25 protein-coding genes are annotated in these 26,197 nt (G+C 66.9%); 13 read left to right on the forward strand and 12 right to left on the reverse strand.

Annotated features, from left to right (window positions below; genetic code table 11):
- Nucleotide 1: 1 nt before the first annotated feature.
- Nucleotides 2–1,000 carry a Bug family tripartite tricarboxylate transporter substrate binding protein gene (locus AC6LKD_RS15270; RefSeq protein ID WP_013394111.1) on the reverse strand — a complete coding sequence of 333 codons (999 nt, stop codon included), beginning with the start codon at nucleotides 998–1,000 and terminating at the stop codon, nucleotides 2–4.
- Between the two features lie 109 nt (nucleotides 1,001–1,109).
- Between AC6LKD_RS15270 and AC6LKD_RS15275 the strand changes: the two genes are divergently transcribed.
- Entirely contained in the window at nucleotides 1,110–2,012 is a 903-nt protein-coding gene (locus AC6LKD_RS15275) for a LysR family transcriptional regulator (RefSeq protein ID WP_013394112.1), read from the forward strand.
- A 15-nt stretch (nucleotides 2,013–2,027) separates the two neighbouring features.
- Here AC6LKD_RS15275 and AC6LKD_RS15280 read toward each other — a convergent pair whose 3' ends face one another.
- The 7 genes from AC6LKD_RS15280 to AC6LKD_RS15310 all read right to left on the reverse strand — a co-directional run bounded on the left by AC6LKD_RS15280 (nucleotide 2,028) and on the right by AC6LKD_RS15310 (nucleotide 9,794).
- Nucleotides 2,028–3,578, reverse strand: a complete 1,551-nt coding sequence (locus tag AC6LKD_RS15280; protein WP_498116676.1) for an alpha/beta fold hydrolase — start codon at nucleotides 3,576–3,578, stop codon at nucleotides 2,028–2,030.
- Nucleotides 3,579–3,743: 165 nt separating this feature from the next.
- Nucleotides 3,744–5,474: an ABC transporter substrate-binding protein gene (locus tag AC6LKD_RS15285; RefSeq protein WP_498116677.1), complete on the reverse strand. Its 1,731-nt coding sequence runs from the start codon at nucleotides 5,472–5,474 to the stop codon at nucleotides 3,744–3,746.
- A gap of 117 nt (nucleotides 5,475–5,591) precedes the next feature.
- Nucleotides 5,592–5,900 carry a DUF2160 domain-containing protein gene (locus tag AC6LKD_RS15290; protein ID WP_013394115.1) on the reverse strand — a complete coding sequence of 103 codons (309 nt, stop codon included), beginning with the start codon at nucleotides 5,898–5,900 and terminating at the stop codon, nucleotides 5,592–5,594.
- A 28-nt stretch (nucleotides 5,901–5,928) separates the two neighbouring features.
- Nucleotides 5,929–6,741, reverse strand: a complete 813-nt coding sequence (locus tag AC6LKD_RS15295; RefSeq protein ID WP_013394116.1) for a carbohydrate ABC transporter permease — start codon at nucleotides 6,739–6,741, stop codon at nucleotides 5,929–5,931.
- The gene (locus AC6LKD_RS15300) at nucleotides 6,734–7,624 is read right to left on the reverse strand and encodes a carbohydrate ABC transporter permease (RefSeq protein ID WP_013394117.1); all 891 of its coding nucleotides are present in this window, start codon (nucleotides 7,622–7,624) and stop codon (nucleotides 6,734–6,736) included. The genes AC6LKD_RS15295 and AC6LKD_RS15300 overlap by 8 nt, the downstream gene beginning before the upstream one ends.
- Nucleotides 7,621–8,709 carry an ABC transporter ATP-binding protein gene (locus AC6LKD_RS15305; protein WP_013394118.1) on the reverse strand — a complete coding sequence of 363 codons (1,089 nt, stop codon included), beginning with the start codon at nucleotides 8,707–8,709 and terminating at the stop codon, nucleotides 7,621–7,623. The genes AC6LKD_RS15300 and AC6LKD_RS15305 overlap by 4 nt, the downstream gene beginning before the upstream one ends.
- Nucleotides 8,709–9,794: an ABC transporter ATP-binding protein gene (locus tag AC6LKD_RS15310; protein ID WP_498116678.1), complete on the reverse strand. Its 1,086-nt coding sequence runs from the start codon at nucleotides 9,792–9,794 to the stop codon at nucleotides 8,709–8,711. Before AC6LKD_RS15310 ends, AC6LKD_RS15305 begins: the two co-directional genes overlap by 1 nt.
- Before the next feature lie 211 nt (nucleotides 9,795–10,005).
- Here AC6LKD_RS15310 and AC6LKD_RS15315 point away from each other — a divergent pair, with 211 nt between their 5' ends.
- On the forward strand, nucleotides 10,006–10,797 hold the full coding sequence (locus AC6LKD_RS15315) for a DeoR/GlpR family DNA-binding transcription regulator (protein ID WP_013394120.1): 792 nt from the start codon (nucleotides 10,006–10,008) through the stop codon (nucleotides 10,795–10,797).
- A gap of 5 nt (nucleotides 10,798–10,802) precedes the next feature.
- Entirely contained in the window at nucleotides 10,803–12,401 is a 1,599-nt protein-coding gene (locus AC6LKD_RS15320) for a glycerol-3-phosphate dehydrogenase/oxidase (protein ID WP_498116679.1), read from the forward strand.
- 73 nt (nucleotides 12,402–12,474) lie between these two features.
- On the opposite strand, the gene AC6LKD_RS15325 is transcribed toward AC6LKD_RS15320, so the two are convergent.
- The 3 genes from AC6LKD_RS15325 to curA all read right to left on the reverse strand — a co-directional run bounded on the left by AC6LKD_RS15325 (nucleotide 12,475) and on the right by curA (nucleotide 14,966).
- The gene (locus tag AC6LKD_RS15325; RefSeq protein WP_492275297.1) at nucleotides 12,475–13,074 is read right to left on the reverse strand and encodes an HD-GYP domain-containing protein; all 600 of its coding nucleotides are present in this window, start codon (nucleotides 13,072–13,074) and stop codon (nucleotides 12,475–12,477) included.
- A gap of 165 nt (nucleotides 13,075–13,239) precedes the next feature.
- Entirely contained in the window at nucleotides 13,240–13,920 is a 681-nt protein-coding gene (locus AC6LKD_RS15330) for a type 1 glutamine amidotransferase domain-containing protein (RefSeq protein WP_498116680.1), read from the reverse strand.
- Complete coding sequence (curA, locus tag AC6LKD_RS15335; protein ID WP_498116681.1) at nucleotides 13,917–14,966, reverse strand: NADPH-dependent curcumin/dihydrocurcumin reductase; 1,050 nt, start codon at nucleotides 14,964–14,966, stop codon at nucleotides 13,917–13,919. Before curA ends, AC6LKD_RS15330 begins: the two co-directional genes overlap by 4 nt.
- 164 nt (nucleotides 14,967–15,130) lie before the next feature.
- Here curA and AC6LKD_RS15340 point away from each other — a divergent pair, with 164 nt between their 5' ends.
- The 10 genes from AC6LKD_RS15340 to AC6LKD_RS15385 all read left to right on the forward strand — a co-directional run bounded on the left by AC6LKD_RS15340 (nucleotide 15,131) and on the right by AC6LKD_RS15385 (nucleotide 25,209).
- Nucleotides 15,131–15,847 carry a TetR/AcrR family transcriptional regulator gene (locus AC6LKD_RS15340; protein ID WP_207465297.1) on the forward strand — a complete coding sequence of 239 codons (717 nt, stop codon included), beginning with the start codon at nucleotides 15,131–15,133 and terminating at the stop codon, nucleotides 15,845–15,847.
- Nucleotides 15,848–15,849: 2 nt separating this feature from the next.
- On the forward strand, nucleotides 15,850–16,818 hold the full coding sequence (locus tag AC6LKD_RS15345) for an HlyD family secretion protein (protein WP_498116682.1): 969 nt from the start codon (nucleotides 15,850–15,852) through the stop codon (nucleotides 16,816–16,818).
- Entirely contained in the window at nucleotides 16,815–17,777 is a 963-nt protein-coding gene (locus AC6LKD_RS15350; RefSeq protein WP_498116683.1) for an ABC transporter ATP-binding protein, read from the forward strand. Before AC6LKD_RS15345 ends, AC6LKD_RS15350 begins: the two co-directional genes overlap by 4 nt.
- The gene (locus AC6LKD_RS15355; protein ID WP_498116684.1) at nucleotides 17,774–18,919 is read left to right on the forward strand and encodes an ABC transporter permease; all 1,146 of its coding nucleotides are present in this window, start codon (nucleotides 17,774–17,776) and stop codon (nucleotides 18,917–18,919) included. The genes AC6LKD_RS15350 and AC6LKD_RS15355 overlap by 4 nt, the downstream gene beginning before the upstream one ends.
- Nucleotides 18,920–18,925: 6 nt before the next feature.
- Nucleotides 18,926–20,407: an efflux transporter outer membrane subunit gene (locus tag AC6LKD_RS15360; protein WP_498116685.1), complete on the forward strand. Its 1,482-nt coding sequence runs from the start codon at nucleotides 18,926–18,928 to the stop codon at nucleotides 20,405–20,407.
- Nucleotides 20,408–20,538: 131 nt separating this feature from the next.
- Complete coding sequence (locus AC6LKD_RS15365) at nucleotides 20,539–21,255, forward strand: transcriptional regulator (RefSeq protein ID WP_013394130.1); 717 nt, start codon at nucleotides 20,539–20,541, stop codon at nucleotides 21,253–21,255.
- Between the two features lie 118 nt (nucleotides 21,256–21,373).
- Nucleotides 21,374–21,856: a YbaK/prolyl-tRNA synthetase associated domain-containing protein gene (locus tag AC6LKD_RS15370; protein ID WP_013394131.1), complete on the forward strand. Its 483-nt coding sequence runs from the start codon at nucleotides 21,374–21,376 to the stop codon at nucleotides 21,854–21,856.
- A 26-nt stretch (nucleotides 21,857–21,882) separates the two neighbouring features.
- A complete protein-coding gene (locus tag AC6LKD_RS15375) occupies nucleotides 21,883–23,862 on the forward strand; it encodes an FUSC family protein (protein WP_498116686.1) in 1,980 nt (659 codons plus the stop codon).
- Nucleotides 23,863–23,865: 3 nt separating this feature from the next.
- Nucleotides 23,866–24,654 carry an NRDE family protein gene (locus AC6LKD_RS15380; protein ID WP_498116687.1) on the forward strand — a complete coding sequence of 263 codons (789 nt, stop codon included), beginning with the start codon at nucleotides 23,866–23,868 and terminating at the stop codon, nucleotides 24,652–24,654.
- 120 nt (nucleotides 24,655–24,774) lie between these two features.
- The gene (locus AC6LKD_RS15385) at nucleotides 24,775–25,209 is read left to right on the forward strand and encodes a carboxypeptidase-like regulatory domain-containing protein (RefSeq protein ID WP_013394134.1); all 435 of its coding nucleotides are present in this window, start codon (nucleotides 24,775–24,777) and stop codon (nucleotides 25,207–25,209) included.
- 6 nt (nucleotides 25,210–25,215) lie between these two features.
- On the opposite strand, the gene AC6LKD_RS15390 is transcribed toward AC6LKD_RS15385, so the two are convergent.
- Nucleotides 25,216–26,193, reverse strand: a complete 978-nt coding sequence (locus tag AC6LKD_RS15390) for a glycerophosphodiester phosphodiesterase family protein (RefSeq protein ID WP_498116688.1) — start codon at nucleotides 26,191–26,193, stop codon at nucleotides 25,216–25,218.
- Between the last annotated feature and the right edge of the window lie 4 nt (nucleotides 26,194–26,197).

Below are 26,197 nucleotides of genomic sequence, written 5' to 3' on the forward strand. Positions count from 1 at the left end.
ATCATTCGGCGGACAGGCGGGCGCTGCGCACCACCTGCCCCCAGCGCTTCTCTTCGGCGTCGATGAAGGCGGCAAATTCGGCCGGTCCCGCGCCGGACGCCTCGCTGGCGTCGTGCGCCAGGCGTTCGCGCACGGAATCGGTCTGCAGCGCCTTGAGCGCGGCCTGGTGCAGGCGCTCGATGACGGGGGCCGGCGTGCCCGCAGGCGCCAACAGGCCGAACCACTGCGAACTTTCAAAGCCCGGATAGCCCTGCTCTGCCACGGTGGGCACATCAGGGAGCACGGGCAGGCGCCGTTCCGATCCCACCGCCACGATGCGGATCTTGCCCGCCTGGGCATGCGGCAGCAGTCCGGGCGTGCCGGCCGCCGCAGCGTCGATGTTGCCCGCCAGCAGATCGGTCACCTGCGCGCCGGTCCCCTTGTAAGGCACATGCACCACGTCGATGCCGGTCGCCGTCTTGAGCATCTCGAACGCCAGATGGCCCGCGCTGCCGTTGCCGGCGGACCCGTAGTTCAAGGCTCCCGGCCGGGCGCGCGCCAATGCCACGAACTCCGGCAGCGTCGACGCCTGGACCTTGCCGCCCACCGCGAACACCATGGGCAGCTTCGCCAGCAGCACGATGGGCGCGAAGTCGCCGCGCGGGTCATACGGCAGCTTGGCCACCATGGACGGGTTCACGGCCAGCGTGCCCACATGGCCCAGGATGAGGGTGTAGCCATCGGGAGCGGCGCGCGCCGCTTCCACCGTGGCGATCATCCCCTGCCCGCCGCCCTTGTTTTCCACGATGACCTGCTTGCCCAGATCGCGCGACATCTCTACCGCCACCGCGCGTGCCACCACATCCGAACTGCCGCCGGGACCGTAGGGCACCAGCAGGCGGATCGGACGTTGCGGCCAGTCCCCGCTCTCGGCGCGCGAGGCCGGCGCCAAAAGCGCCATCAATGGCACGCAGGCCAGTGCAAGGGCGAATTGCCGGCGTAGGCGGCGGACGCGAATCATGAGCTTGTCTCCTGGTATGTGCCGCGCTCGGGGCGGCTTGGAAGACATGATGCGCAGCACGCACAATAGAGTAAAGTGCAAAAATTAGATCAATTCTTGACGAAAACGCATGAAATTCGATTTGGCCGATTTGCGCGCCTTCCTGGCGGTCGCCGACCTGGGCAGCTTCCGCGCCGCCTCCGAAGCCCTGCATCTTTCTCAATCCGCCCTGTCGCGACGCGCCGACAAGCTGGAAGCTGCGCTAGGCGTGCAGTTGCTGACGCGCACCACCCGCAAGGTCGAACTGACGACCATAGGCCGCGGCTTCGTGCCGCGCGCGCGCAACGTGCTCAACGAACTTGAAAGCGCCCTGGTCGGCATACAGGACGTGGCCGAACGCCTGTCGGGCCTGGTCACCATCGCTTGCGTGCCTTCGGCGGTGGCCTATTTCCTGCCTGGCGTGATCCGCAGCTACCATGAGCAATACCCGCGCATACGCATCCGGATCATCGATGAGTCCTCGTCGCAGATCCTGACCGCCGTCGCGCGCGGCGATGCCGATTTCGGCCTGACCTACATAGGCGCGAACGACGCCGACATCGAATTCAAACCCTTGCTGGAAGAGCCCTTCGTGGCCGCGGTCAGCCGCCAGCACCCTTTCGCGCAAAGAGAATCGGTCACCTGGGCCGACCTGGACACCCATCCCTACATCAGCCTGGCCCAGGGCAGCGGCAACCGCTTCCTGATAGATCAGGCGCTGGCGCACAGCGGCGTGCGGCCTCGCCATTTCTGCGAGGTCCAGCATGTGCCGGCGCTGGTGAGCATGGTCGAGGCTGGCCTGGGGGTAGGCGTCGTGCCACGGTTGGCCATGCCAGCCGGGGAACATGCCGATCTGGTCAGCGTGCCGCTGCGCGAGCCGGCCATCACGCGGACCATAGGATTGATCCATAGCCGGGGCAAGGCGATCAACCCGGTCGCCAAGCTGTTCTATGACCTGCTGGCGGCCAGGGTCGGCGAGCGGCAGGATGTTTGAACGGTGACTCCCAGCTCAGGACTCGCCTGATCCGGGAGTCGATGCCAGACCGAGCGCGTCCACTACCGCCTTTGCCATCGTGGCATCTTCAATCGCTTTCGAATGCCGACCGTTCATCAAGGATCGCCTGCCATCTCGCAGGGTCCAACGCCCATTGGGCATGTGGACTCTGCGCTGTTCGCAACCGGGCCCGTGGCTAGCTTCGATGCTCGCGCCGTGAACCAGCAGTTCATGGCTGGTGAGGCCTGCGATCCGCGCCACCACTTTTCGGCGATTGAATCGGAGCAGCGCAGCGTAATCCACCAAACCGAGCAGATCGCGCATCAAGGCATGAATATCCCGAGCCATCTTGCTGATGCTCTTTGCGCATGCGAGCAGGATGATGAAAGCGATGACGTAGAAAAACCCGCGCAAAAACGCGGTCAGTCCATAGAGCAAGACCGATTCCATCGAAAGGGCCTTTCCGTTGGTTGTGGCGACTAGCCAAATTAGTTCCAAAACAACACACCAAACATACAGAGGCAGAGACCACTTCCTGAACTGCTCCCTGCGCAGCGACTTTTGCTCCACAAAAGCCGGGCTGCTTCCAGGTTCGACACCTGCGCTAACGGATGCGTCCAGCATTTCGTCCAGGATTTCATCCTCGTCCACCCGCAAAGCTATCACCCTGCGCGCCGCAGGCAGCTCGTCCGCTATGGGCCGCCACCGTGACCAAGCCCCCACAATGCCAACAACCGTGCGGACGAAATCAAGAACCGCAACACCGACAGCGATCGTCACTGATTCCCATGTACTCCAGGAAATGGTTGGCCACAGCGCGTCCAAACCCGTATACGGCGCGCTGGCCAACAAGCCAAAGAACACAATTATCAACAGCACGAAGCGACTGAATACCGCCATCCCTCCAGAGGCGATTTCTTCAATCGTCAACTTCCTCAACGAGACAAATGGCGCAGCAATCGTGACCGCCCTTTCAACCGCAGGATGGTCGGCCGCCATTGCCGCCACTTGGCCGCCATACGAATGGCCGATCAGCACCACGGTATTCAGTGGAAACTTGGCCTCATCAAGCCACTTTCTGACGTTCTCCGCAGCGACGCTTCGCGATAGCTGCTTGTTTCCAGACTCCCAGCACAGGCCGTACACCGTCAAGCCAGCGGACTCAAGGCCCTTTCGGCATTGATCCCACCGCGCCCAGTCGTACCTGGGCCCACTCCAAGTGCCGGGAATAATGAGGGCTGTCCGAAGTCGCTCATGACTTTGGAAAGATTGGCCGCAGGACATCTCACTCAATAGGCGGATACTTGCGGCCTCCATTTCCTGCCCCGTGCGCCGATACGCAAAATTGCGGAATCGGCTACCGACGGAAAACAGGATGGCGCGGCGATGCTTGAACACGTACATGCACTGATCCGGGATCGAAAAAAGCGCACTCAGCAAAAGCTTCACGCTCCAGATCAAGAAAACGCCGCCACCCGTCGCCAGGAATCCACCCATCAAGGCCAATGGAGTGGCAAGGACAGCAGCTATCGCCGGAGAACTGTGCAAAGGTACGGCCGGGTCCATCTATGCCTGAAGGTTGAAGTAACTAATGGTAAATTAATCTATCAAATTAGATCCTTCGCCACAAGCCGCCTCGAGAGTCTGCTGTGCGCACGATGGCCGCAACATTCCAGTCCAAAAAAAAAGCGCCGCCTTCCAGCGACGCTTTATTCAGGGAGTGTCAGCGTCTTACCTCACCTTGCCCTGCTTCCACGCATCCAGCAGCTTCTCATAAGCGATCGTCTCGCCCTTGGGCTTTTCGTTGGCCAGCTTCTTCCACGGCGCGTGCTGGTCGGACAGCCACTTGCTGGGATCGCTCTTGGCGTTGAGCTTGGGCGCGCACTGCGCCATGCCGGCCCGTTCCAGCCGCGCCATGACTTGGTCCATTTCATTGGCCAGGTTGTCCATGGCGGCCTGCGGGGTCTTTTCGCCGGTGACCGCGGTGGCGACGTTCTTCCACCATAGCTGCGCCAGCTTGGGATAGTCAGGCACGTTGTTGCCAGTGGGCGTCCACGCCACGCGCGCCGGGCTGCGGTAGAACTCGATCAGGCCGCCGTAGTTCGCCGCGTTCTTGGTGAAGAACTCGCTGTTGATGTCGCTGTCGCGGATGAAGGTCAGGCCGGTAATCGACTTCTTCAGCGACACCGACTTGGACGTGACGAACTGCGCGTACAGCCAGGCTGCGGCCATCTTGTCGGGGTTGGTGGACTTGAAGAAGGTCCACGAGCCCACGTCCTGGTAGCCGTTCTGCATGCCGTCCTTCCAGTACGGTCCATACGGCGACGGCGCCATGCGCCACTTCGGCGTGCCGTCGTCGTTGACCACCGGCAGGCCCTTCTTGGTCATGTCGGCAGTGAAGGCCGTGTACCAGAAGATCTGCTGGGCGATCTGGCCCTGGGCGGGCACCGGGCCGGATTCCGAGAAGGTCATGCCCATGGCCTGCTGCGGCGCGTATTTCTTCATCCAGTCCACGTACTTGGTCAGGGCATAGACCGCGGCCGGGCTGTTGGTGGCTCCGCCGCGCGCAACCGACGCGCCCACCGGCGTGCACTTATCGTCGGCCACGCGGATGCCCCACTCGTCCACCGGCATGCCGTTGGGCAGGCCCTTGTCGGCGGCGCCGGCCATGGACAGCCACGCGTCGGTGAAGCGCCAGCCCAGCGACGGGTCCTTCTTGCCGTAGTCCATGTGGCCATAGACCTTCTTGCCGTCCAGTTCCTTGACGTCGTTGGAGAAGAAGTCGGCGATGTCCTCGTAGGCCGACCAGTTGGTGGGCACGCCGAGTTCGTAGCCGTACTTGGCCTTGAATTTGTCCTTCAGGTCCTGGCGCGCGAACCAGTCGGCGCGGAACCAGTAGACGTTGGCGAACTGCTGGTCGGGCAGCTGATAGAGCTTGCCGTCGGGCGCGGTGGTGAACTTGGTGCCGATGAAATCCTTGAGGTCCAGGTTGGGATTGGTCCACTCCTTGCCCGCGCCCGCCATGTAGTCCGACAGCGGCAGGATGGCGCCGTAGCGGTAGTGCGTACCGATCAGGTCCGAATCGGAGATCCAGCCGTCGTAGATGGACTTGCCGGACTGCATGGAAGTCTGCAGCTTCTCGACCACGTCGCCTTCCTGGATCAGGTCATGGTTGACCTTGATGCCGGTGATCTCGGCGAAGGCCTTCGCCAAAGTCTTGGACTCGTACTCGTGCGTGGTGATGGTTTCGGACACCACGCTGATCTCGTTCACCCCTTTAGCCTTGAGCTTGGCGGCGGCGTCGATGAACCATTTCATCTCGGCCATCTGCTGGTCCTTGGACAGCGATGAAGGCTGGAACTCCGAATCGACCCACTTCTTCGCTTCCGGTTCGCCGGCCCAGGCCGCCGAAGTCCCGATCAGGGCGATAGCGGCCGCCATGGCGTGCATGCGCAATTTCATGACCTGTCTCCTCGATAAATCTTCCCCATCGTTTGCTGCGGACCGCTGGCCGGGGAAGATGCTGGCCGATAGTCCTTCCACTACCTCTTGAATATGCAAGGGGTCTGGCGCCCCTCTTCAGCCTTTCCGCATGACGAAGGCCAGCAGCAGCATGGACGCAATGAAGCTGATCCACACCGATGGTGGCTCGTCCAGTGAAAACCATTCCGCCGCCTTCTGGCCCAGTCCCAGGAATGCCAGGTTGAGCCAGGCCGCGGCCATCAGGCCGATAAAAAGACGGTCGCCGCGCGTGGTGCGCAGGGGCAGGAAGCCCTTGCGCTCCATCGTGGGCGATTTCAATTCCCAGACCGTCATGCCGACCAGCATCAAAACGATGCAGGAAAAGAACACGGCGACGGGCGTGGTCCATACCATCCAGCTGAACATGATCGAGCTCTCCTGGTATTCCTTGCAACTACACCCGGCCCATCGCGAAGCCCTTCGCGATGTAGTGCCGCACGAACCAGATCACGATGCCGCCCGGCACGATGGTCAGCACGCCGGCCGCCGCCAGCACGCCCCAGTCCATGCCGGAAGCCGACACGGTGCGGGTCATGGTGGCGACGATGGGCTTGGCGTTGACCGAGGTCAGCGTGCGCGCCAGCAGCAGCTCCACCCAGCTGAACATGAAGCAGAAGAATGCCGCCACGCCCACGCCCGACTTGATCAGGGGCAGGAAGATGGTCAGGAAAAAGCGTGGGAAGGAATAGCCGTCGACATAGGCGGTTTCGTCGATCTCGCGCGGCACGCCGGACATGAAGCCCTCCAGGATCCATACCGCCAGCGGCACGTTGAACACCAGGTGCGCCAGCGCCACCGCCAGGTGCGTGTCCATCAGGCCGAACGAGCTGTAGAGCTGGAAGAACGGCAGCAGGAACACCGCGGGCGGCGTCATGCGGTTGGTCAGCAGCCAGAAGAACACGTGCTTGTCGCCAATGAAGCGGTAGCGCGAGAACGCGTAGGCCGCCGGCAGCGCCACGGCCAATGAAATCACCGTGTTGATGACCACGTAGATCAGCGAGTTGATGTAGCCGGAGTACCAGGCTGGGTCGGTGAAGATGGTGCGGTAGTGCTCGAAGGTGAAGTCGCGCGGCCACAGCGTCAGGGAGCTGACGATTTCGGTATTGGTCTTGAACGACATGTTCAGCATCCAGTACAGCGGCAGGATGGCGAAGACCAGGTACAGGGTCAGGAAGACGCCGCGCCAGCGGGAATTTTTCTCACGCATTTGCGCGCTCCTCGTCGAAGCCGCCGGTGGTGCCGGCGCGCTGCATCCAGTTGTAGAGAATGAAGCACAAGAGCAGGATGATGAGGAAATAGACGATCGAGAAGGCAGCCGCCGGCCCCAGGTCGAACTGGCCCACCGCCTTCTGCGTCAGGTACTGCGACAGGAAAGTGGTGGCGTTGCCCGGCCCGCCGCCCGTCAGCACGAAGGGCTCGGTGTAGATCATGAAGCTGTCCATGAAGCGCAGCAGCACCGCGATCATGAGCACCCCGCGCATCTTGGGCAGCTGGATGTAGCGGAACACCGCCAGGCGCGACGCGCCGTCGATGCGGGCGGCCTGGTAATAGGCGTCCGGGATGGCGCGCAGGCCGGCATAGCACAGCAGCGCCACCAGCGGCGTCCAGTGCCAGACGTCCATGATCAGCACCGTGATCCAGGCATCGAAATCGTTGCCGGTGTAGTTGTAGTCCACCCCCAGCCAGGACAGCGTGGCGCCCAGCAGACCGATGTCGGTGCGCCCGAACACCTGCCAGATGGTGCCGACCACGTTCCACGGGATCAGCAGCGACAGCGCGATGATCACCAGCACGGCGGACGCGCGCCAGCCGCTGGCCGGCATGGACAAGGCCAGCAGGATGCCCAGCGGGATCTCAATGGCCAGCACCGCCAGCGAAAAGCCGATCTGGCGGAACAACGCGCCATGCAGCTCTTCGTCCTGCAGCACGGCGGCATACCACTCGGTGCCGACGAAGACGCGGCGTTCGGGCGAGATGATGTCCTGTACCGAGTAGTTGACGATGGTCATCAACGGCAGGATGGCCGAAAACGCCACGCACAGCACCACGGGCAGGACCAGGAACCAGGCCCGGTGATCTATGGGTTTCATCGGATCAGCTCCTCGTTGCGGTAGAAGCAGGTGTGCGGATTCACGACCGACAGCCAGACCGTGCCGCCGGCGGCGGCCGGAACGATGTTGCTGCCCAACCGGGCCCGTACCGGCGTGCCCTCGAAATCCGCCACCAGCAGCGTATACGTGCCTACGTCCTGTACCCGCTCCACGCGCATGGCCACGGCGCCAGGCGCGCCCGGCTCGGTGATGCGCAGGTACTCCGGACGCACGCCCAGTTTCACGGGACCCGCGCCGTCCAGCTTGGCCGCCATCTCCGCCGGGACCCCGACGACGCGGCTCTTGCCCACTTCCAGCCCGCCGTCGCGCCATTGCGCCGGCAGGAAGTTCATGCCCGGCGAACCGATGAAATGGCCCACGAAGGTGTGCGCCGGCCGCTGGAACAGGTCATCCGCCGAACCGACCTGCACCGCGCGGCCGCGCGCCATCACCATGACCTCGTCGGCGAAGGTCAGCGCCTCGGTCTGGTCGTGCGTCACGTAGATCAGCGTCAGCTTGAACTCGTGGTGGATTTCCTTGAGCTTGCGGCGCAACTCCCATTTGAGCTGCGGATCGATGACGGTCAGCGGCTCGTCGAACAGGATCGCCGACACGTCGCTGCGCACCAGTCCGCGCCCCAGCGAGATCTTCTGCTTGGCATCGGCCGTGAGGCCGCTGGCGCGCCGGTCCAGCACATTGGACATTTCCAGCATCTCGGCGATGCGCCCGACGCGCTCGCGGATGAGCTTGGGCGCCATGCCGCGGTTGCGCAGCGGAAATGCCAGGTTCTCGGCCACCGTCATGGTGTCGTACACCACCGGGAACTGGAACACCTGGGCGATGTTGCGCGCCTGCGGCGTCTTGTCGGTGACGTCCTGGCCGTCGAACAGGATGCGCCCGTGCGACGGCCGCAGCAGGCCCGACACGCAGTTCAGCAAGGTGGTCTTGCCGCAGCCCGACGGCCCCAGCAAGGCATAGGCTCCGCCGTCCCTGAAGGTGAAGGCCAGCGGCAGCAGGGCGTAGTCCTCGTCGGTCTTGGGATCGGCCACGTAGGAATGGGACAGGTCCAGCTCGATCTGCGCCATCAGGCCGTCTCCCCCGCGCCCACCGGCTGCCGGGGCGCGGCCAGCAGCCCGCCGCCCGCGCCGAAGGCATAGGTCTGCGCCGGGTCGAAGTACAGCTGCACGCGGTGGTCCAAGGTATAGCGGTGTACGCCGGGCAGTTGCGCCACCACGTCGCCCGCCGGCGTCTGCGCGTGCACGAAGGTGTCGGACCCGGAAATCTCGGCCAGTTTCACCACGCCGGGCAGCACAATGTGGCCCGGCCGCGCTTCCACGTCCAGCGCGCCGGCGCGCAGGCCGGCGGTGATGTCCGCATCGGCGCCTGCCGGCAGCGCCCGTTCGACCGCCACGTCTCCCTGCAGGACGAAGCCGGTGGCTGTGCGCTTGGCGGAGAACAAGTTCATGGGCGGATCGCTGAAGGCGCGCGCCACGCGTATGGAGTTGGGCCGGTGGAAGACTTCGGCCGTGGGGCCGTATTGCAGCAATTCGCCTGCGTCGAGCACCGCGGTGTGGCCGCCCAGTAACAGGGCCTCGCCCGGTTCGGTGGTGGCGTAGACCACCGTGGAACGTCCTTCGGCGAACAATTCGGAAAGTTCGTCGCGCAATTCCTCGCGCAGCTTGTAGTCCAGATTGACCAGGGGCTCGTCCAGCAGGATCAGCGGCGCGTCCTTGGCCAGGGCCCGCGCCAGCGCCACCCGCTGCTGCTGTCCGCCGGACAGTTCCGAGGGATAGCGTTCCAGCAGATGGTCGATATGCAGCCGCGCCGCCATGGCGCGGACCTTTTCGGCAATGTCGCCCGCCCCGCGCAGCTTGAGCGGCGAGGCGATGTTGTCGTAGACCGACATGGACGGGTAATTGATGAACTGCTGGTAGACCATGGCGACGTTGCGCTGCCGCACCGGCACCCCGGTCACGTCGGCGCCATCGGCCAGCACGCGGCCTTCGGTGGGCCGGTCCAGTCCGGCCATGATGCGCATCAGCGAGGTCTTGCCCGCCAGGGTGGCCCCCAGCAATACCGTCATGGCGCCCGCGACGGGGGCCAGGCTCATGGGATACAGGTGCGTCTGCGAGCCGGCGCGCAAACCTATCCTGTCCAAGTTCAGCTGCATCTGGTCTCCTCTACCTACTAATACGTCCCTGTTTTTTTACGGCGGACTTCGGTATTCGGTACAGCGGCTCGGCCTGCATTCAATCGAACAACAGGATGAGCATACTCTTTCAGATAGCTTTCGTTTATTGTGCGTTTTACTCAAGAAGCGAACAAAAAACAATCTTGCGGCGCGTCATTATTTTTCGCTTTTGTTGTTTTACTATACGAACATGACACTGAACCCCAGACAGAGCGCCCTGATCGAAATGGTGCGAGCCCAAGGCTCGGCTTCGATCGAGGAACTCGCCAAACGCTTTGACGTCACGCTGCAGACGGTGCGGCGCGACGTCAACATTCTTTCCGAAGCGGGCCTGCTGTCGCGCTTTCATGGCGGTGTGCGCATCGAGGCGTCCACCATCGAGAACATCGCCTACCGCAAGCGCCAGGGCCTGCACGCCGCCGGCAAGCAGCGCATCGCCGAAGCCGTGGCGCGCGCCGTGCCGGACGGCTGTTCGCTGATCCTGAACATCGGCACCACCACCGAAGCCATCGCGCGCGCCCTGCTGCGCCACCGCGGCCTGCGCGTCATCACCAACAACCTGCACGTTGCCGACATTCTCTCGGACAACCCGGACTGCGAAGTCATCGTGGCCGGCGGCGTGGTGCGTTCGCGCGACCGCGGCATCGTCGGCGAAGCCACCATGGACTTCATCCGCCAGTTCAAGGTCGACATCGGCCTGATCGGCATTTCCGGCATCGAGGCCGACGGCACCCTGCGCGACTACGACTTCCGCGAAGTGCGGGTCGCGCGGACCATCATCGAACAATCGCGCGAAGTCTGGCTGGCCGCCGACAGCAGCAAATTCAAGCGCCAGGCCATGGTGGAACTGGCGCACATCTCGCAAATCGACCGCTTCTTCACCGATGCGCATCCGCAAGAGCCGCTGGCCCAGGTCCTGCTGGACGCCGGCGTGCGCTGCGACGTCGCGGCCGCCCCGAATACCTTGAAGCAAACACCTTGAATCCCATGAACCAACCGCTAGCCTCCGTCGCCCCGCCCGACCGCAACCGCCTTCTGAACACGCTGGACAACACGCACTCCTGGGACGTGATTGTCATCGGCGGCGGCGCCACCGGCCTGGGCACGGCCGTCGACGCCGCTTCGCGCGGCTATCGCACCCTGCTGATCGAAGGCGCGGACTTCGCCAAGGGCACTTCCAGCAAGGCCACCAAGCTGGTGCATGGCGGCGTGCGCTATCTGGCGCAGGGCAATGTCAGCCTGGTGCGCGAAGCGCTGCATGAACGCGGCCTGCTCAACCGCAATGCGCCGCACCTGGTGTGGCCGCTGGGCTTCGTGGTGCCGGCCTACAACCTGTTCGACCAGCCCTTCTACGGCGTCGGCCTGAAGATGTACGACATGCTGGCCGGCAAGCTGAACCTGGCGCCCAGCCGCTGGCTGTCGCGCCGCGACACGCTGGCCAACGCGCCGACCCTGGCCGAGAACGTGCAGGGCAAGAACCTCAAGGGCGGCGTGCTGTATTACGACGGCCAGTTCGACGACGCGCGCCTGGCGATGAGCCTGATGCGCACGCTGTTCGACCTGGGCGGCACGGCGGTGAACTACATGCGCGCCACCGGCCTGACCATGACGGGCGGCAAGGTCGACGGCGTGACGGTGCAGGACGCGATCGGCGGCGCCAGCTTCACGCTGCGCGCGCGCTGCGTGGTCAACGCCACCGGCGTGTGGGTAGACGCGGTGCGCCGCATGGAAGACAAGAATGCGCAGACCATGGTCGCGCCCAGCCAGGGCGTGCACCTGACCTTGCCGCAGGACTTCCTGCCGGGCAAGCGCGCCATCCTGATCCCCAAGACCGACGACGGCCGCGTGCTGTTCGTGGTGCCATGGAACGGCCACACCATCGTCGGCACCACCGATACGCCGCGCGACGACCTGCCGCTGGATCCGCAGGCCGGCGCCCAGGACGTGGATTTCATTCTGAGCACGGCGGCGCGCTACCTCAGCCGCAAGCCCACGCGCGATGACGTCACCAGCGTCTGGGCCGGGCTGCGTCCGCTGGTCAAGGCCACCGGCGAAGCCTCCACCAAGTCGCTGTCGCGCGAGCACACCATCCTGGTGTCCAAGGCCGGGCTGGTGACCGTCACCGGCGGCAAGTGGACCACCTACCGCCGCATGGCGCAGGACGTGGTGGACACGGCCATCCAGCACCAGCTGCTGACGCAGGCTACCTGCCGCACGGAATCGCTGCCGCTGCACGGCGCGGCGGGCCTGGCGCCCTCGCAGGAACATGCCGGTACGCCGGACAGCTACTACGGCAGCGACCTGCCGGCCTTGAAGGCGCTGCCTGGCGCCGAGCGCATGCTGGTCAAGAGCAGCGGCCTGTCGGAAGCGCACGTGCGTTTCGCCGCGCGCTACGAACTGGCGCGCAGCGCCGAGGACGTGCTGGCGCGCCGCAACCGCGCCCTGTTCCTGGACGCCGAGGCTGCGATGCTGGCCGCGCCGGAAGTGGCGCGCATCCTGGCGGAAGAACTGGGACACGATGCCGCCTGGCAGCAGCGCACCTTGCAGGACCTTGAAGTGGTCGCGGCGAATTACCGTCTCAAGTAGCGCGGTGGGCAATGGGTCGCGCGTGCTTGCGAGCGGCTTTCTTGCGCTCGCTCTCACGCGCCGCACCCCTCGCCTACGGGACTCTTAGCCGGCTCTTCTGGATCATCGCCTCGAACGTGCGCAGCAGCGCCGGGTCGCACTTGGAGCCGGCCTCCTGGTTCAGGATGCGCATGATTTCCGCGTGCGTGCGCGCGGGGTGATAGGGCCGCGCGTCGCCCAGGGCGTCGTAGGAATCGGCCAGCGAAATGATGCGCGAATGCAGCGGGATGTCCTCGCCGGACAGGCCGGCCGGATAGCCCGAACCGTCGAAATGCTCGTGGTGGTGGCGCACCGCCAGCGCGATCAACTCGCGCTGCGGAATATCGCTGTGCATGATGATGTCGGCGCCCGCCGCGGCGTGCGCCTTCATGATTTCCCAATCGTCCGGGTCCAGCCGCTTGGGGGAATACAGCACGCGGTCCGGCGTGCCGATCTTGCCGATGTCGTGCAGGCGGGCGGCAACCGCGATCGCCTCCTGCTCCGCTTCGGGCAGGCCGCAGGCCCCGGCCAGCGCCACGCTCAGCGCAACAACTCTTTCGGAATGGCGACCTGTGGCCGGGTCGCGCGCCCGCATGGCGGCGAACAAGGCCGCCACGCAGGAACCAGCAGGATATTCGGGTACGTCTGGGGGCATCGGTCATCGCGCGCAAGCGGGTCGCGCCGCGTTGCGCTGTAGCAAAAGGTCGCGATTCTGACACATTGCGCAGCAATCCTTGCCGATCAGATGCCGCGCCCCAGACCAAAGCAGAGCCGGGCCGTCCGCGGACTTGCCGCGCGATGGCGCCGGCTGCGCCAGGCCTCAGCCCTTCAACCTGTCCAGCAGCGCGCTCGCCACGCCCACGGACGACGCCGGATTCTGGCCCGTGACCAGCAGGCCGTCGCCGACCACATGCGGCTGCCAGTCGGGACCGCTGGTGTACAGCCCGCCCAATTGCTTGAGCTCATCCTCCACCAGGAACGGCACCACGTCGGTCAACTGCACCGCGGCCTCTTCCGCATTGGAGAAACCGGTGACCTGCCTGCCCTGCACCAGCGGCTTGGCGTCGGCCGTCTTGGCGTGACGCAGCACGCCGGGCGCATGGCACACGGCCGCCACCGGCTTGCCCGCCGCCAGCATGGTTTCGATCAGCGCGACCGAATTCGGATCTTCCGCCAGATCCCATAAGGGGCCGTGGCCGCCGGGATAGAACACGGCGTCGTAATCGGCCGCCTGCACCTGCGCAAGCCGCAGCGTGGCGGCCAGTTGGCGCTGCGCGTCCTGGTCCTGGCGAAAGCGCCGCGTATCGTCGGTCTGGGCGTCGGGATCGTCGCTCTTGGGATCCAGCGGCGGTTGTCCGCCCGCGGGCGACGCCAGCGTGACCTTGGCGCCCGCGTCGACGAACGCGTAGTACGGCGCGGCGAATTCCTCCAGCCAGAATCCGGTCTTGCGGCCGGTGTTGCCCAGCGTGTCGTGGGAAGTCAGCACGATCAGGATGTTCATGTGGCGCTCCTTTCATCCGGGCCGACGCGCACGATGCGCTTGCCGGCGTTTTCACCCTTGAGCAGCCCGATCAGGCCGCGCGGCGCGTTTTCCAGCCCATCGACCACGTCCTCGCGGTATTTGATGCGGCCTTGCTTGATCAGGCCTTCCATCGCCTCGCGGAATTCGCCGTAACGGTGAGCGTACTCGTTGAAGATGATGAAGCCCTGCATCTTGAGGCGCTTGGTGAGGATGGTGCGCATCAGCAGGCCGAGGCGGTCCGGCCCCTGCGGCTGGCTGGTGGCGTTGTAGGCCGAGATCAGGCCGCAGACCGGTATCCGCGCGCGCGGATTCAAAAGCGGCAGCACCGCGTCGAAGACCGCGCCGCCCACGTTTTCGAAATACACGTCGATGCCCTGCGGCACGGCGCGCGCCAGGCGGCCCGGCAGATCGTGCGCCTTGTGGTCCAGGCAGTCGTCAAAGCCCAGTTCCTGGACCGCGTAACGGCACTTGTCCGCGCCGCCGGCGATGCCGACCACTTTGCAGCCGTGGATCTTGGCGATCTGGCCGACCACCGCGCCGACCGCCCCGCTGGCCGCGGCCACCACCACGGTCTCGCCCGCCTTGGGCTGGCCGATGTCCAGCAGGCCCATGTAGCCGGTGAAGCCCGGCATGCCCAGCACGCCCAGCGAATAGGACGGGTGCTCGGGATCGGGCCGCAGGCGCAGCAGGCCGGCGCCGTCGGACAGGGCGTAGTCCTGCCAGCCGGATTGCGCCAGCACCCACTCGCCCGGGCGGTAGTCGGGGTGGTTGGAGGCCTCGACCCGCGTGACGGTGCCGCCGACCATGACCGCGCCGACCTGCACCGGTTCGGCATAGGACGGCGCGTCGCTCATGCGGCCGCGCATATAGGGATCGAGCGACAGGTACACGGTGCGCAGCAGCACCTGGCCTGGCCCCGGCTGTGGAACTTCGCCGGTTTCCAGGCGGAAATCGCTGTCGGCCGGCTCGCCCTGCGGGCGCGCGGCGAGCACGATGCGACGGTTGATGGAAGACGATTGCGGCATGACGGTCCAGCCTCCTGCAAGGAAGCCGCCTGGGCCTTGCGGGAACAGCCCGGGTGGCGGGATGGGTACCGGCCCATTACACCATCGATGCCCGCGCAGCCGACCTGTAACCCTGGCCGCTGCTCCTCTTTTAATTAATTAATAATTTAATTAACATAGGCCGCATGCGTTCTACTTCCTCCACCCCACCTCGCCGGCCCGGCCGTCCGCCGCGCCCCGACAACGCCGCCGCGCGCGCCAATCTGCTGGACGTCGCCACCGGCCTGTTCGCGGCCCAGGGCGTCGCGGCCACCACGCTTACGCATATCGCGCAGCGCGCCGGCGTCACCACGGCGATGGTGCACTACTACTTCAAGAGCCGCGACCAACTCATAGACGCGGTGGTGGAGGAGCGGATCCTGCCGGTCATCGGTTTTGTCTGGTCGCCCGTGCCGCAGGCGCAGGATCCCGCGGCGGACCCTCCCGCCGCCGTGCGGGCCTTCATCACCGAGGTTGTCGGCCGCCTGGTGCAAAGCGCCGCCGAACGGCCCTGGCTGCCCGCCTTGTGGCTGCATGAGGTCGTCAATGAAGGCGGCCAATTGCGTGACCGCGTGCTGCGCCATCTGCCTGTTGAACGCCTGCAGACTCTGATTGGCCTGATCGCCGAAAGCCAACGCGTGGGCGCCATCACGCCGGGTGTGGAGCCGCGCCTGGTGTTTCTTTCCATCCTGGGCCTGACCTTGCTGCCGCTTGCCACCTCCAGCCTGTGGCGGCGCGTGCTGCAGGACGACGCCCAGGCGCAATCCATCGACACTCGCGCGATCGCGGCGCACGCAATCGCCATGCTGACGGGCGGCCTGTTCTCGCCGTCCGTTTCGATTTCCGCTCCTCCAGGACGCTGACCATGCGCATCCCTCCCGTCTTGCGCCGCCCCCTGCCCGCCAGCGCGCTGGTCTTGCTTGCCCTGGGCGGCTGCGGCAAGGAAGACCACGCCTTCTTCCAGGGCTACGCCGAAGGCGAATACGTCTACGTGGCGTCCTCCGAGGCCGGCAGGCTGGCCGAGCTGCCGGTGCGGCGCGGCCAGCAAGTGGCGGCCGACGCGCCGCTGTTCGCGCTGGAAGCCACGCGCGAAACCGCGGCGCGCGACCAGGCCAGCGCGCAATTGGCCGCCGCCGTGGCGCAGCAGGAAGACATCGCCACCGGTAAACGCCCGGCGGAAGTCGACGTCAGCCGCGCCCAGCTGGCGCAGGCCGAGGCCGCCAGCCGTCGCTCCGCGGCGCAACTGCGGCGCGATACCGACCAGTTCCGCATCGGCGGCATCGCCCGCGCGCAGTTGGACGACAGCCGCGAGCAGGCGCAGTCGGACGCGGCGCGGGTACGCGAACTACAGGCCCAGCTGGAAGTGGCCCGCCTGCCCGGCCGCGACGAACAGCGCCGCGCCCAGGCCGCCGAGGTCGATGCGGCCAAGGCCGCCCTGGCCCAGGCGGAATGGACGCTGGCGCAGAAGCGCCTGGCCGCGCCGGCCGCGGGACTGGTGTTCGACACGCTCTACCGCGTGGGCGAATGGGTACCGGCGGGCAGTCCGGTGGTCAGCCTGTTGCCGCCGGGCAATATCAAGGTGCGCTTCTTCGTGCCGGAGGAAGCTCTCGGCGCGCTCAAGATGGGCCAGCAGGCCACCGTGCGCTGCGACGCCTGCGGCGATCCCATACCCGTGCGCATCGACTACATCTCGACCCAGGCCGAGTACACGCCGCCCGTGATCTACAGCCGCGAAAGCCGCAGCAAGCTGGTGTACATGGTGCAGGCCCGGCCCGCGCCCGAGGCCGCCGCGCGGCTGCACCCAGGTCAGCCGGTGGAGGTGACGCAGCAATGAACGCGCCGGCCGCCACGCAAGCGTCCAACGGGCAATACGTCATCGACGTGCACGGGCTGAACAAGCGCTTCGGCGACAAGCACGTCGTCAACGACGTGTCGCTGCAGGTGCGCGAGGGCGAGATCTTCGGCTTCCTGGGTCCCAACGGCAGCGGCAAGACCACCTGCATCCGCCTGATGTGCGGCCTGTTGACGCCGGACTCAGGCAGCGGCACTTGCCTGGGCTACGACATCCTGCGCGACAGCGAGCAGATCAAGCGGCAAGTCGGCTACATGACGCAGAAGTTCTCCTATTGGGACGATCTGACCATACGCGAGAACCTGGATTTCGTGGCGCGCATGTATGGCATGCCGGACCGCAAAGCCACCGTGGACCGCGCGCTGGAAGACCTGGGCCTGCAAAGCCGCGCCAAACAGCTGACCGGATCCTTGTCCGGCGGCTGGAAGCAGCGCCTGGCGCTGGCGGCCTGCCTGCTGCATCAGCCGAAACTGCTGCTGCTGGACGAACCCACCGCCGGCGTGGACCCGACCGCCCGCCGCGACTTCTGGGAGCAGTTGCATGAGCTGGCGGCGCGCGGCATATCGGTGCTGGTCAGCACGCACTACATGGACGAGGCCGAGCGCTGCCACAAGCTGGCCTACATCTCCTACGGCAAGCTGCTGACGCAAGGCACGGCCGAGGACGTCATCGCCGAACAGGGCCTGACCACCTGGGCCATCCACGGCCACAACCTGGTGCCGCTGGCGCAGCGGCTGCGCGGCGCGCCAGGCGTGGACCAGACCGTGGCCTTCGGCTCCGCCCTGCACATCAGCGGCCGCGACGCGGCGCTGCTGGAACGCACGCTACGGGATGCCATCGCCGGCCAGGACCTGAGCCTGGAACGCATCGACACCAGCCTGGAAGACGTCTTCATCTACCTGATGAAGCGTTCCACCGACAATTTCGCGAGCCCGCCATGATGCGCCATCTGCAAGGCTTTTCCTGGTCGCGCTGGTGGAGCATGGTGCTCAAGGAGTTCCTGCAGCTGCGCCGCGACCGCATCACCTTCGGCATGATAGTGGGCCTGCCCATCATGCAACTGGCGCTGTTCGGCTACGCCATCAACACCAATCCCAAGCAGATGCCGACGGCGGTCATCACCACCGACCACAGCCCCTTCACGCGCAGTTTCGTCGCGGCGATGAAATCGTCGGACTACTTCCACATCATCGAGGAACTGGACACCGAAGAGGCCGGACGCACGGCGCTGGCCCAGGGCCGCGTGCTGTTCGTGTTGACCATCCCGCCGGACTTCAGCCGCAAGCTGCTGCGCGGCGAGCGTCCCGCGCTGCTGATCGAGGCCGACGCCACCGACCCCATGGCGACCGGCTTGGCTCTGGGCGCGGCCACGCAGCTGTCGCAGGCGGTGGCGACCAAGGACCTGACCGGCCCGCTGGCCAGCCTGGCGGGCGGCCAGCCGCCCTTCGACGTATTGGTGCACCAGCTCTACAACGAAGAGCAGATCTCGCAGTACAACACCGTGCCCGGCCTGATGGGCGTGATCCTGACCATGACGCTGGTGATGATGACCGGCCTGGCCATGACGCGCGAGCGCGAACGCGGCACCATGGAAAACCTGCTGGCCATGCCGGTGCGGCCGCTCGAAGTGATGACGGGCAAGATCGTGCCTTACATCGCGATCGGCCTGATCCAGTCCAGCATCATCCTGCTGGCCGCGCACTTCGTGTTCCACGTGCCGTTCCTGGGGTCGCTGCTGGCCGTGTACCTGTCGGCGCTGGTGTTCGTCGCCGCCAACCTGACGGTGGGCATCACGCTGTCGTCGCTGGCGCAGAACCAGTTGCAGGCCATGCAGCTGACCATGTTTTATTTCCTGCCCAATATGCTGCTGTCCGGCTTCATGTTCCCGTTCCAGGGCATGCCGCTGTGGGCGCAATACCTGGGCAACCTGTTGCCGCTGACCCATTTCAACCGGCTGATCCGCGGCATCCTGCTCAAGGGCAACGGCTGGTGGGACCTGTGGCCCAGCATCTGGCCGCTGCTGCTGTTTACCTTGGTCGTGATGACCGCCGCCGGGAAGTTCTACCGCCGCACCCTGGATTGAACCGCCATGTCCCGCCTCAAGCCCCTGCCCCTTCCGTCCGCCGCCGCGCACAGGCTGGCCGCGCCGGTCCTGTGCGCGCTGCTCGCGGGCTGCGCGGTCGGACCGGACTTCGAGCGGCCTGCGCCGCCGCAGGTCGACGCCTACGCCGCGCCACGCGCGGCCGCCCCGTCCTTGGACGCGCAGCGCCTGCAGGCCGGCGCCGACATCCCCGCGCAATGGTGGCGGCTGTTCCGTTCCGAGGCGCTGGACCAACTGGTGAGGCAGGCGCTGCAAGCCAGCCCTACGCTGGAGCAAGCGCGCGCACGCTTGCGTCAGGCGGGTGAGGACCTGAACGCGGAAACCGGCGGCCGCATGCTGCCCCAGGTCGACGGCAACCTGTCGGTGACGCGGCAAAAGGTGGATCCGTCGGCCTTCGGCGTGCCGGTGGCCGAGCAGCCCGCGCCTTTCACGCTCTACAACGCGTCCATCGACGTGTCCTACACGCTGGACGTGTTCGGCGGCAACCGCCGCGCGCTGGAAGGGCTGGGCGCGCAGGTCGACTACCAGGCGCATGAGCTGCAGGCCGCGCGCATGTCGCTGGCCGCCAATGTGGTCACCGCCGCCATCCGCCAGGCCGACCTGGACGAACGCCTGGCCGACACCCGCGAACTGCTGGCGGCCCAAGTGCGGCAGCAGGACATCATGCGCCAGCGCCAGCAGGCGGGCGGCGTTTCCGAGGCCGACCTCCGCAACCAGGAGCTGCTGGTCGCGCAGACGCGGGCGACGCTGCCGCCGCTGGAGTACCAGCTGGCGCAGGCCACGCACCAACTGGCGGCCTACCTGGGCCTGGCGCCGGCCGATCTGCGCTCGGCGCCGCTGCGGCTCGCGGACCTGACGCTGCCTGCCGACGTGCCCACCGGCGTGCCCTCGGCCTTGACGCGCCAGCGCCCCGACATCCTTGCCGCCGAAGCGCTCTGGCACCAGGCCTCGGCCAACGTCGGCGTGGCCGTCGCCAACCAGTATCCGCAGTTCACCCTGACCGCCAGCTTCGGTTCGCAACGCACCCGCGTGGGCGACCTGTCCAATGGCCTGAACGTCTGGAGCCTGGGCCTGGGGCTGGTCCAGCCGCTGTTCCACGGCGGCGAACTGCGCGCGCGCACACGCTCGGCCGAGGCCGCCTACGATGCGGCTGCCGCCGGATACCGGCAAACAGTGTTGGAGGGCTTTCGCCAGGTGGCCGATGCCTTGCGCGCGGTCCAGACGGACGGCGATGCCTACCAGGCCAGCGACGAGGCGTGGCGCCGCGCCGACCAGGCCGAGCGTATCGCGCAAGGCCGCTACCAGGCCGGCGGCATCAGCCACCTGAGCCTGCTGGACAGCCAACGCCAGCTGTTGCAGACACGCATCGCGCGCACCGCCGCGGACGCGGCGCGCCATGCCGACACCGCCGCCCTGTTGCAGGCGCTGGGCGGCGGCTGGTGGAACGAAGCGCCCGGCGACGCACCATAACGGTGCCGTCTATGCGCAATGCGTAACCATGTCCGAGAATTCGGGTAAGAAACTGGCGTTGTGCGAGGTTTAGGAAATCGCTGTATCCGATGCATCATGCATGCGCTCATGCTGCACAGACACAACGATTCATGAATGACCTACTAGACCTGATCGTCTTCTCTCCCGCCCCCGGAGTACGCGCGCAGCGCAGCGCGGCGCTGGCGGAAATGGGCTTCTCGCCCCGGCCGTGCGAAGACTCCAACAGCCTGTTCCGGCTGTTCCAGGCCCACCGCACTCCACTGCTGGTGATGGAAGCCGGACTCTCCGAGCTCTGCATGGCGGTGGCCGGCCTGCGCGCCATGGACACCACCGCCGGCATCGTCGCCGTGTCCACCTTCGATTCCCCTGAAAACCGCATCCTCGGCCTGCATTGCGGCGCCGACGTCTGCCTGCCGCCCGATGTATGCGCCGCGGAAATCGCAGCCGCACTGCAAGCGCTGGTACGTCGGATACCCGCCGCCAGGCGGGCCGCGGACGCCGAGCCGCGCCCGGCGCAAGCCGCGCCAAGCGAAGCCGCCGGCAAATGGCAGTTCCATGACGCGGCCTGGACCCTGGTCAGTCCGCAAGGCACGCGGCTGGCATTGACGCTGGCCGAGCGGGAGTTCCTGCTCAAGCTGACGGCTTCCGCCGACAAGCGCCTGCCGCGCGCCGACGCGGCCAGCACCGACACGCACGGCGGCCACGAATCGATGCGCCGCACCGACGTGCTGGTCAGCCGCCTGCGGCGCAAGGCGCAAGACCTGAACCTGGAACTGCCGATCCGCACGGTCTGGGGCTGGGGCTACGCCTTCACCGGAGAAATCTGAGACCGCTGGCCCGGCCCCGCGGGCGCGCCCGCCGCCGCGGCCCGCGGCGGGCGTATCATGCGGCGTACGAGGCCGATTCCCGGCCTGCGCCCGCCACGCTCCCTCCTTCGCGCCCGACATGGAAGTCTTCGAACGCCTGCAAGCCCTGCTTGCCCTGAACCAGGCCCGCTACCGCCTGATTGAACACCCCGCGGCCGGCCGCTCCGTCGAGGTCGCGGCGATCCGCGGCACCGAGGTCAGCCAGGGCGCCAAGGCGCTGGTGTGCCGCGTGAAGATATCGTCCAATCAACGCAAGAACGTGCTGGCGGTGTTCCCTGCCGACAAGCAGGCCGACCTGGACGCCATCGCCCGCGCGGCGGGCGGCAAGAAGGCCTCGCTGGCGTCGCAGGACTTGGCGCGCGAACTCACCGGCTGCGAAATCGGCGCTATCCCGCCTTTCAGCTTCAACCCCGAACTGCACCTGCTGGTGGATCCCAGCCTGCGCCTGCGCCATGGTGAAATCGTGTTCAACGCGGGGCGCCTGGACGCCTCCATCCTCCTGAACACGGAAGACTATTTCCGGCTGGCCGCGCCCGCAGAGGCGCCGCTGATCAAGGCCTGATCCCCAGGCCGCGCCACGAGGCCGCCATGTTCCGCTCCTCGCTGAAACATGCCGCAAGCGGCTCCAATATGCGTTGGCTGATGAGCCTGGCGCACATGGAGCCTTCGCCCGTCAGCCGCTGGGTGGCGCTGCGCGCCGCCCTCGCCATCGGCCTGCCGTCGGCGGTCGGACTGGCGCTGGACCAGAGCGCGGCCGCGGCCCTGGTCGCGCTGGGCGCGCTGCCCGCCATCACCGGCGACAACGGCGGCCCCTACCGCAACCGCGCGCTGTCCATCGGTGCCACCGTGTTCGGCGGCGCGCTGGGGTATTTCCTGGGCACGATGATTGCCGGACATGGCCTGTGGACCTCCGCCGCCATGACCCTGCTGGTGCTGGCGGCCAGCCTGGTCGGCACCTTCAACAACATTGCCGCCGTCGCTACGCTGCAATTCGCCGTCTACGTCATCGTCGGCGCCAGCCTGACTTCCACCCTGCCGCCCTGGCTGCCTTCGGTCCTGGTGGGCGCCGGCGGCCTGTTCGGCCTGGCGCTGACCCTGACGGGCTGGGTGGTCAACCCGATAGCGCCCGAGCGCGCCGCGGTCGCCATGGCCTACCGCAAGCTGGCGGCCATGTTCGCCGCCATCGGCACCTCGCGCACCATGAGCGCGCGGCGCGACATGGAAGCGGCCATGACCACCGCCTACGACACCGTGCTGGCCGCCCGCCGCGGCGCGGCCGGCCCCTCGCCCCGGCTGGCGCGGCTGGCCGCGCAGTTGCAGGCCTGCACGCCGCTGACCAACGCCGCGCTGGCGTTGGCCCGCGCCGGGCGGGTGCTGCCGCACGATTGCGCCCGTGTCATGAACCGGCTGGCCGACCGCGTGGAAAACGACGCGACGCCGGACCCGCGCGACGACATCGCTACCTTGCGCCAGGCGGGCATGGATCCATTGGCCGACGCGCTGGCCCAGGTGCAGCCGCTGCTGGACGGCGCCGCGCTGACCGAGGCCGACGCCTTCGCCGGCCTGCCGCCGGCGCGGCCGCGCACGCCCTGGCGCGTGCTGGCGCGCACCTACCGGCCGGGGCCCACCACGCTGCGTTATCTGGTTCGGCTGGGCCTGTGCCTGATCGCCGCCGAGGTGGTGGCGATGGCGGCCTCGCTGCCGCGCTCCTACTGGGTGCCGCTGATCGTGGTGGTGGTGTTCAAGCCCAACTTCGGCTCGGTGTTCGCGCGGGCGCTGCAAAGCTGCGCCGGCAGCGTGGTCGGCGTGGCGATCAGCGCGACCGTGCTGGCGCTGGACCGCAACGGCATCGTCAGCCTGCTCACGGTGGCGGCGCTGGCGTCCCTGCTGCCCTGGTCGGTGCGGCGCAACTACGGCTTGTTCTCGGCCATCATGCTGCCCATCCTGATGCTGCTGATCGGCGCCCTGCAACCGGGCAGTTGGCCCATCGCGCTGGCACGCCTGATCGACGTGGCAGTGGCCGCGGGCATCGTGCTGCTGGTGGGCTACCTGCCCTGGATACGCATCGAACGCGGCAACCTGGACAACGCGGTCGCCGCCGCCATGGACACGCTGGCCGCCTATCTGAACACCGTGTTCCAGGCCGACCTCACGGGCCGCCACGACCTGCGCGCCAGCGCCTATGCGCGGCTTTCCGACCTGCGCATCGCCTTGCAGCGCGGGCTGTCCGAGCCCCGCCTGGTCAGCCGCCGCGCGCTGGCGTGGTGGCCAGTGGAGGTGGCGCTGGAACGGGTCGCCAACGCCATTTCCGACACGGCATGGTCGCTGCCCGCCGATCAGGCCGCGCCCAGCGCCGCCGAACTGGCGCAGTTGGCCGCGAGCCTGCATCAAATGAGCGCCGCGGTCGTCCAGGGCGTAGCCATGCCGTCCGCCGCCATCGCCTCGTCCGCGCCCGCGCTGCGCGACGTGGCGGCCCAGATCGAAGCCTTGCGCGCCGCGCTGGCCGGCCCGGATTTCGCCGCCGCGCCAGGCAAAGCCCTTCCCCACAAACCCGCCAACCAGGTCTGAACCATGTGTCTTGCCGTACTGGCCCTGCATGCCCTGCCGGGCATCCCCGTCCTGATCGCCGCCAACCGCGACGAGTTCCATCAACGCCCCACCTTGCCGGCCGCGCAATGGCCGGACGCGCCCGAGGTCTACGCGGGCCGCGACGGCCTGGCCGGCGGCAGCTGGATGGGAGTCACGACCGGCGGCCGCCATGCCCTGGTGACCAACTTCCGCGAACCCGGCAAGCTCATCCAGAACGCACCTTCGCGCGGCGCGCTGGTGGAAGACTATCTGCGCGGCGCGGCGTCCCCGGCCGACTACCTGGCGCAGGTCCATGCCGCCGGCCAGGCCTACAACGGCTTCAACCTGATCGTGGGCGACGTGCATGAAGCCTGGTATCTCAGCAACCGCGACGGCGGCCCGCGCCGCCTGGCTCCCGGCGTCTATGCCTTGTCCAACCATTTGCTGGACACGCCCTGGCCCAAGCTGGCGCGCACCAAGGCGGCTTTCGAAGCCGTGCTGCGCAGCGGGCCGCAACCAGACCTGCCCGCGTTGATGGCCGCGCTGGCTGACCGCCAGCCAGCCGGAGACGCCGAGCTGCCTGCCACCGGCCTGCCGCTGGATCGGGAAAGGCTATTGAGCAGCCCCTTCATCGTCAGTCCGAACTATGGCACCCGCAGTTCCAGCGTGCTGGCGCTGCGCGACGATGGCGCCGGACAGCTGGATGAAAGGCGCTTTGGCCCGGACGGCACCGTCAGCGGCGAAAGCAGACTGACATTTTCCTGGCGCGCGACTAGCGGTACGCTTGCATAGGCTGCGGAAACAATCGGTTGATATCGGAGGCCCGCGGGAGCGAACTCCGCGCCGGCATGCGGGTCGAACTGTTCATGCGCGCCGGGCAGGCGTGCAGATCGTCCTATTCAGGAGAGTCTCATGAACAAGCGTATAGAACGCTGCACCATGGCCGCCGCGATGGCGCTGGGCAGCATGGCCTTTGCCGGCATCCTGTCCACCGCGCAGGCGGGCCTGCCGCCGGTACAGCAGCAAGGTTCGGTGCAGTACGTCAGCGGCGGCATTGGGCTGGACGAATCCGAAGCCATGAAGGCTGCCGCCAAAGACTATCCACTGGCGCTGACGTTCGCCGCGCAACGCGACGGCAAGGCAGACTACGTCGCCAATGTCGCCGTCACCATCACTGACGCGCATGGCAAGTCCGTCTTGCAAGTTACCGCCGAAGGTCCGTACATGCTGGTGAAGCTGCCGGCCGGCAACTACAAGATCTCGGCCACCTACAACGGCCAGGCGCAGCAACGCGAAGTGTCCGTGCAGAACGCGGGCACCGCGCGCGCCGTGTTCGAATGGAAGTAGCGGGCGTCATGGCACGCGCTTGAACGCGCGCGCCACGGCTTCGATTTCGTTGGTCCAGATTCCGCCCGCGTAACCCGCCGGCACGCGGCGGATGTCCTCGGGCGTGTCGATGCCCGTGGAAAACCCCTCGCCGCCGTAAGGGCCGATCAGGAACGCGCTGCTGCCTGCGGCATCCATGCGTTCCAGGAAGCGGCCGGGCCAACCCCACAGCCAGGGCGCCACGTTCACCGGCACCATCAACACCATGCCGCGGCAGACCTGCGGCACATGGCCGCTCCAGCCTGCGGCCACGTAGCGCAACAGGCAGGACTTCAAGTCCGAACGCGTCAGCGTCCGCAGGTCCGGCGCCAGCTGGCGCAGCCGGCCTACCGGCTCCTCGCCCCCGTACACCATGAAGTCGGCCCGCCTTGCGGATGGCATGCCATTGAGCACGGCCGCCAGCGCCGCGCCCTCGGCCGGGTCGCGGCTCTTGACGTTGATCAGGAAACGCTGGCGCGGAAACGCCTCCAGCACTTCGGACAGCGTGGGCATCAGACCCACGCCGCGCCCGCGGAACGGAAAGGTCTTGCCGCCGTCGGCGGTATAGCCGTAGCCGATGTCCAGCGCCTTGAGCTCGGCCATCGTGTGCGCGCGCGTCTCGCCGCGGCCCTCGGTGCGGCAGTCGACCGTCCAGTCGTGGAACACGGCGAATTGGCCGTCGGTAGTGGGATGGACGTCGATCTCCACGATGTCGGCGCCGGCGTCGAAGCTGGCGCGCATGGACGCGATGGTGTTTTCCAGATAGCCGTGCGTGGGCGCGACGATGCGGGTGGCGGTGCAGGTGTCCTGCACCATGCCCGCCGTGTCGTAGCGCTGCGCAATGCCGCGATGCGCCAGCAGCGTCGCCCTCGCGCCGGGATCGGGAACGGTCCGGTCGGCATTGTTGAGATAGACGAAGCCCAGCAACGCGATGGCTGCCAGCGCCGCAACGCGCCGCTTGCGCATGCCT

Source organism: Achromobacter sp. D7-1, assembly GCF_059760445.1.

Excerpts from the sequence above, each read along its gene's own strand:
- AC6LKD_RS15270 (WP_013394111.1), bottom strand. The coding sequence starts at position 1,000 with ATGATTCGCGTCCGCCGCCTACGCCGGCAATTCGCCCTTGCACTGGCC.
- AC6LKD_RS15275 (WP_013394112.1), top strand. The coding sequence starts at position 1,110 with ATGAAATTCGATTTGGCCGATTTGCGCGCCTTCCTGGCGGTCGCCGAC.
- AC6LKD_RS15280 (WP_498116676.1), bottom strand. The coding sequence starts at position 3,578 with ATGGACCCGGCCGTACCTTTGCACAGTTCTCCGGCGATAGCTGCTGTC.
- AC6LKD_RS15285 (WP_498116677.1), bottom strand. The coding sequence starts at position 5,474 with ATGAAATTGCGCATGCACGCCATGGCGGCCGCTATCGCCCTGATCGGG.
- AC6LKD_RS15290 (WP_013394115.1), bottom strand. The coding sequence starts at position 5,900 with ATGTTCAGCTGGATGGTATGGACCACGCCCGTCGCCGTGTTCTTTTCC.
- AC6LKD_RS15295 (WP_013394116.1), bottom strand. The coding sequence starts at position 6,741 with ATGCGTGAGAAAAATTCCCGCTGGCGCGGCGTCTTCCTGACCCTGTAC.
- AC6LKD_RS15300 (WP_013394117.1), bottom strand. The coding sequence starts at position 7,624 with ATGAAACCCATAGATCACCGGGCCTGGTTCCTGGTCCTGCCCGTGGTG.
- AC6LKD_RS15305 (WP_013394118.1), bottom strand. The coding sequence starts at position 8,709 with ATGGCGCAGATCGAGCTGGACCTGTCCCATTCCTACGTGGCCGATCCC.
- AC6LKD_RS15310 (WP_498116678.1), bottom strand. The coding sequence starts at position 9,794 with ATGCAGCTGAACTTGGACAGGATAGGTTTGCGCGCCGGCTCGCAGACG.
- AC6LKD_RS15315 (WP_013394120.1), top strand. The coding sequence starts at position 10,006 with ATGACACTGAACCCCAGACAGAGCGCCCTGATCGAAATGGTGCGAGCC.
- AC6LKD_RS15320 (WP_498116679.1), top strand. The coding sequence starts at position 10,803 with ATGAACCAACCGCTAGCCTCCGTCGCCCCGCCCGACCGCAACCGCCTT.
- AC6LKD_RS15325 (WP_492275297.1), bottom strand. The coding sequence starts at position 13,074 with ATGCCCCCAGACGTACCCGAATATCCTGCTGGTTCCTGCGTGGCGGCC.
- AC6LKD_RS15330 (WP_498116680.1), bottom strand. The coding sequence starts at position 13,920 with ATGAACATCCTGATCGTGCTGACTTCCCACGACACGCTGGGCAACACC.
- curA (WP_498116681.1), bottom strand. The coding sequence starts at position 14,966 with ATGCCGCAATCGTCTTCCATCAACCGTCGCATCGTGCTCGCCGCGCGC.
- AC6LKD_RS15340 (WP_207465297.1), top strand. The coding sequence starts at position 15,131 with ATGCGTTCTACTTCCTCCACCCCACCTCGCCGGCCCGGCCGTCCGCCG.
- AC6LKD_RS15345 (WP_498116682.1), top strand. The coding sequence starts at position 15,850 with ATGCGCATCCCTCCCGTCTTGCGCCGCCCCCTGCCCGCCAGCGCGCTG.
- AC6LKD_RS15350 (WP_498116683.1), top strand. The coding sequence starts at position 16,815 with ATGAACGCGCCGGCCGCCACGCAAGCGTCCAACGGGCAATACGTCATC.
- AC6LKD_RS15355 (WP_498116684.1), top strand. The coding sequence starts at position 17,774 with ATGATGCGCCATCTGCAAGGCTTTTCCTGGTCGCGCTGGTGGAGCATG.
- AC6LKD_RS15360 (WP_498116685.1), top strand. The coding sequence starts at position 18,926 with ATGTCCCGCCTCAAGCCCCTGCCCCTTCCGTCCGCCGCCGCGCACAGG.
- AC6LKD_RS15365 (WP_013394130.1), top strand. The coding sequence starts at position 20,539 with ATGAATGACCTACTAGACCTGATCGTCTTCTCTCCCGCCCCCGGAGTA.
- AC6LKD_RS15370 (WP_013394131.1), top strand. The coding sequence starts at position 21,374 with ATGGAAGTCTTCGAACGCCTGCAAGCCCTGCTTGCCCTGAACCAGGCC.
- AC6LKD_RS15375 (WP_498116686.1), top strand. The coding sequence starts at position 21,883 with ATGTTCCGCTCCTCGCTGAAACATGCCGCAAGCGGCTCCAATATGCGT.
- AC6LKD_RS15380 (WP_498116687.1), top strand. The coding sequence starts at position 23,866 with ATGTGTCTTGCCGTACTGGCCCTGCATGCCCTGCCGGGCATCCCCGTC.
- AC6LKD_RS15385 (WP_013394134.1), top strand. The coding sequence starts at position 24,775 with ATGAACAAGCGTATAGAACGCTGCACCATGGCCGCCGCGATGGCGCTG.
- AC6LKD_RS15390 (WP_498116688.1), bottom strand. The coding sequence starts at position 26,193 with ATGCGCAAGCGGCGCGTTGCGGCGCTGGCAGCCATCGCGTTGCTGGGC.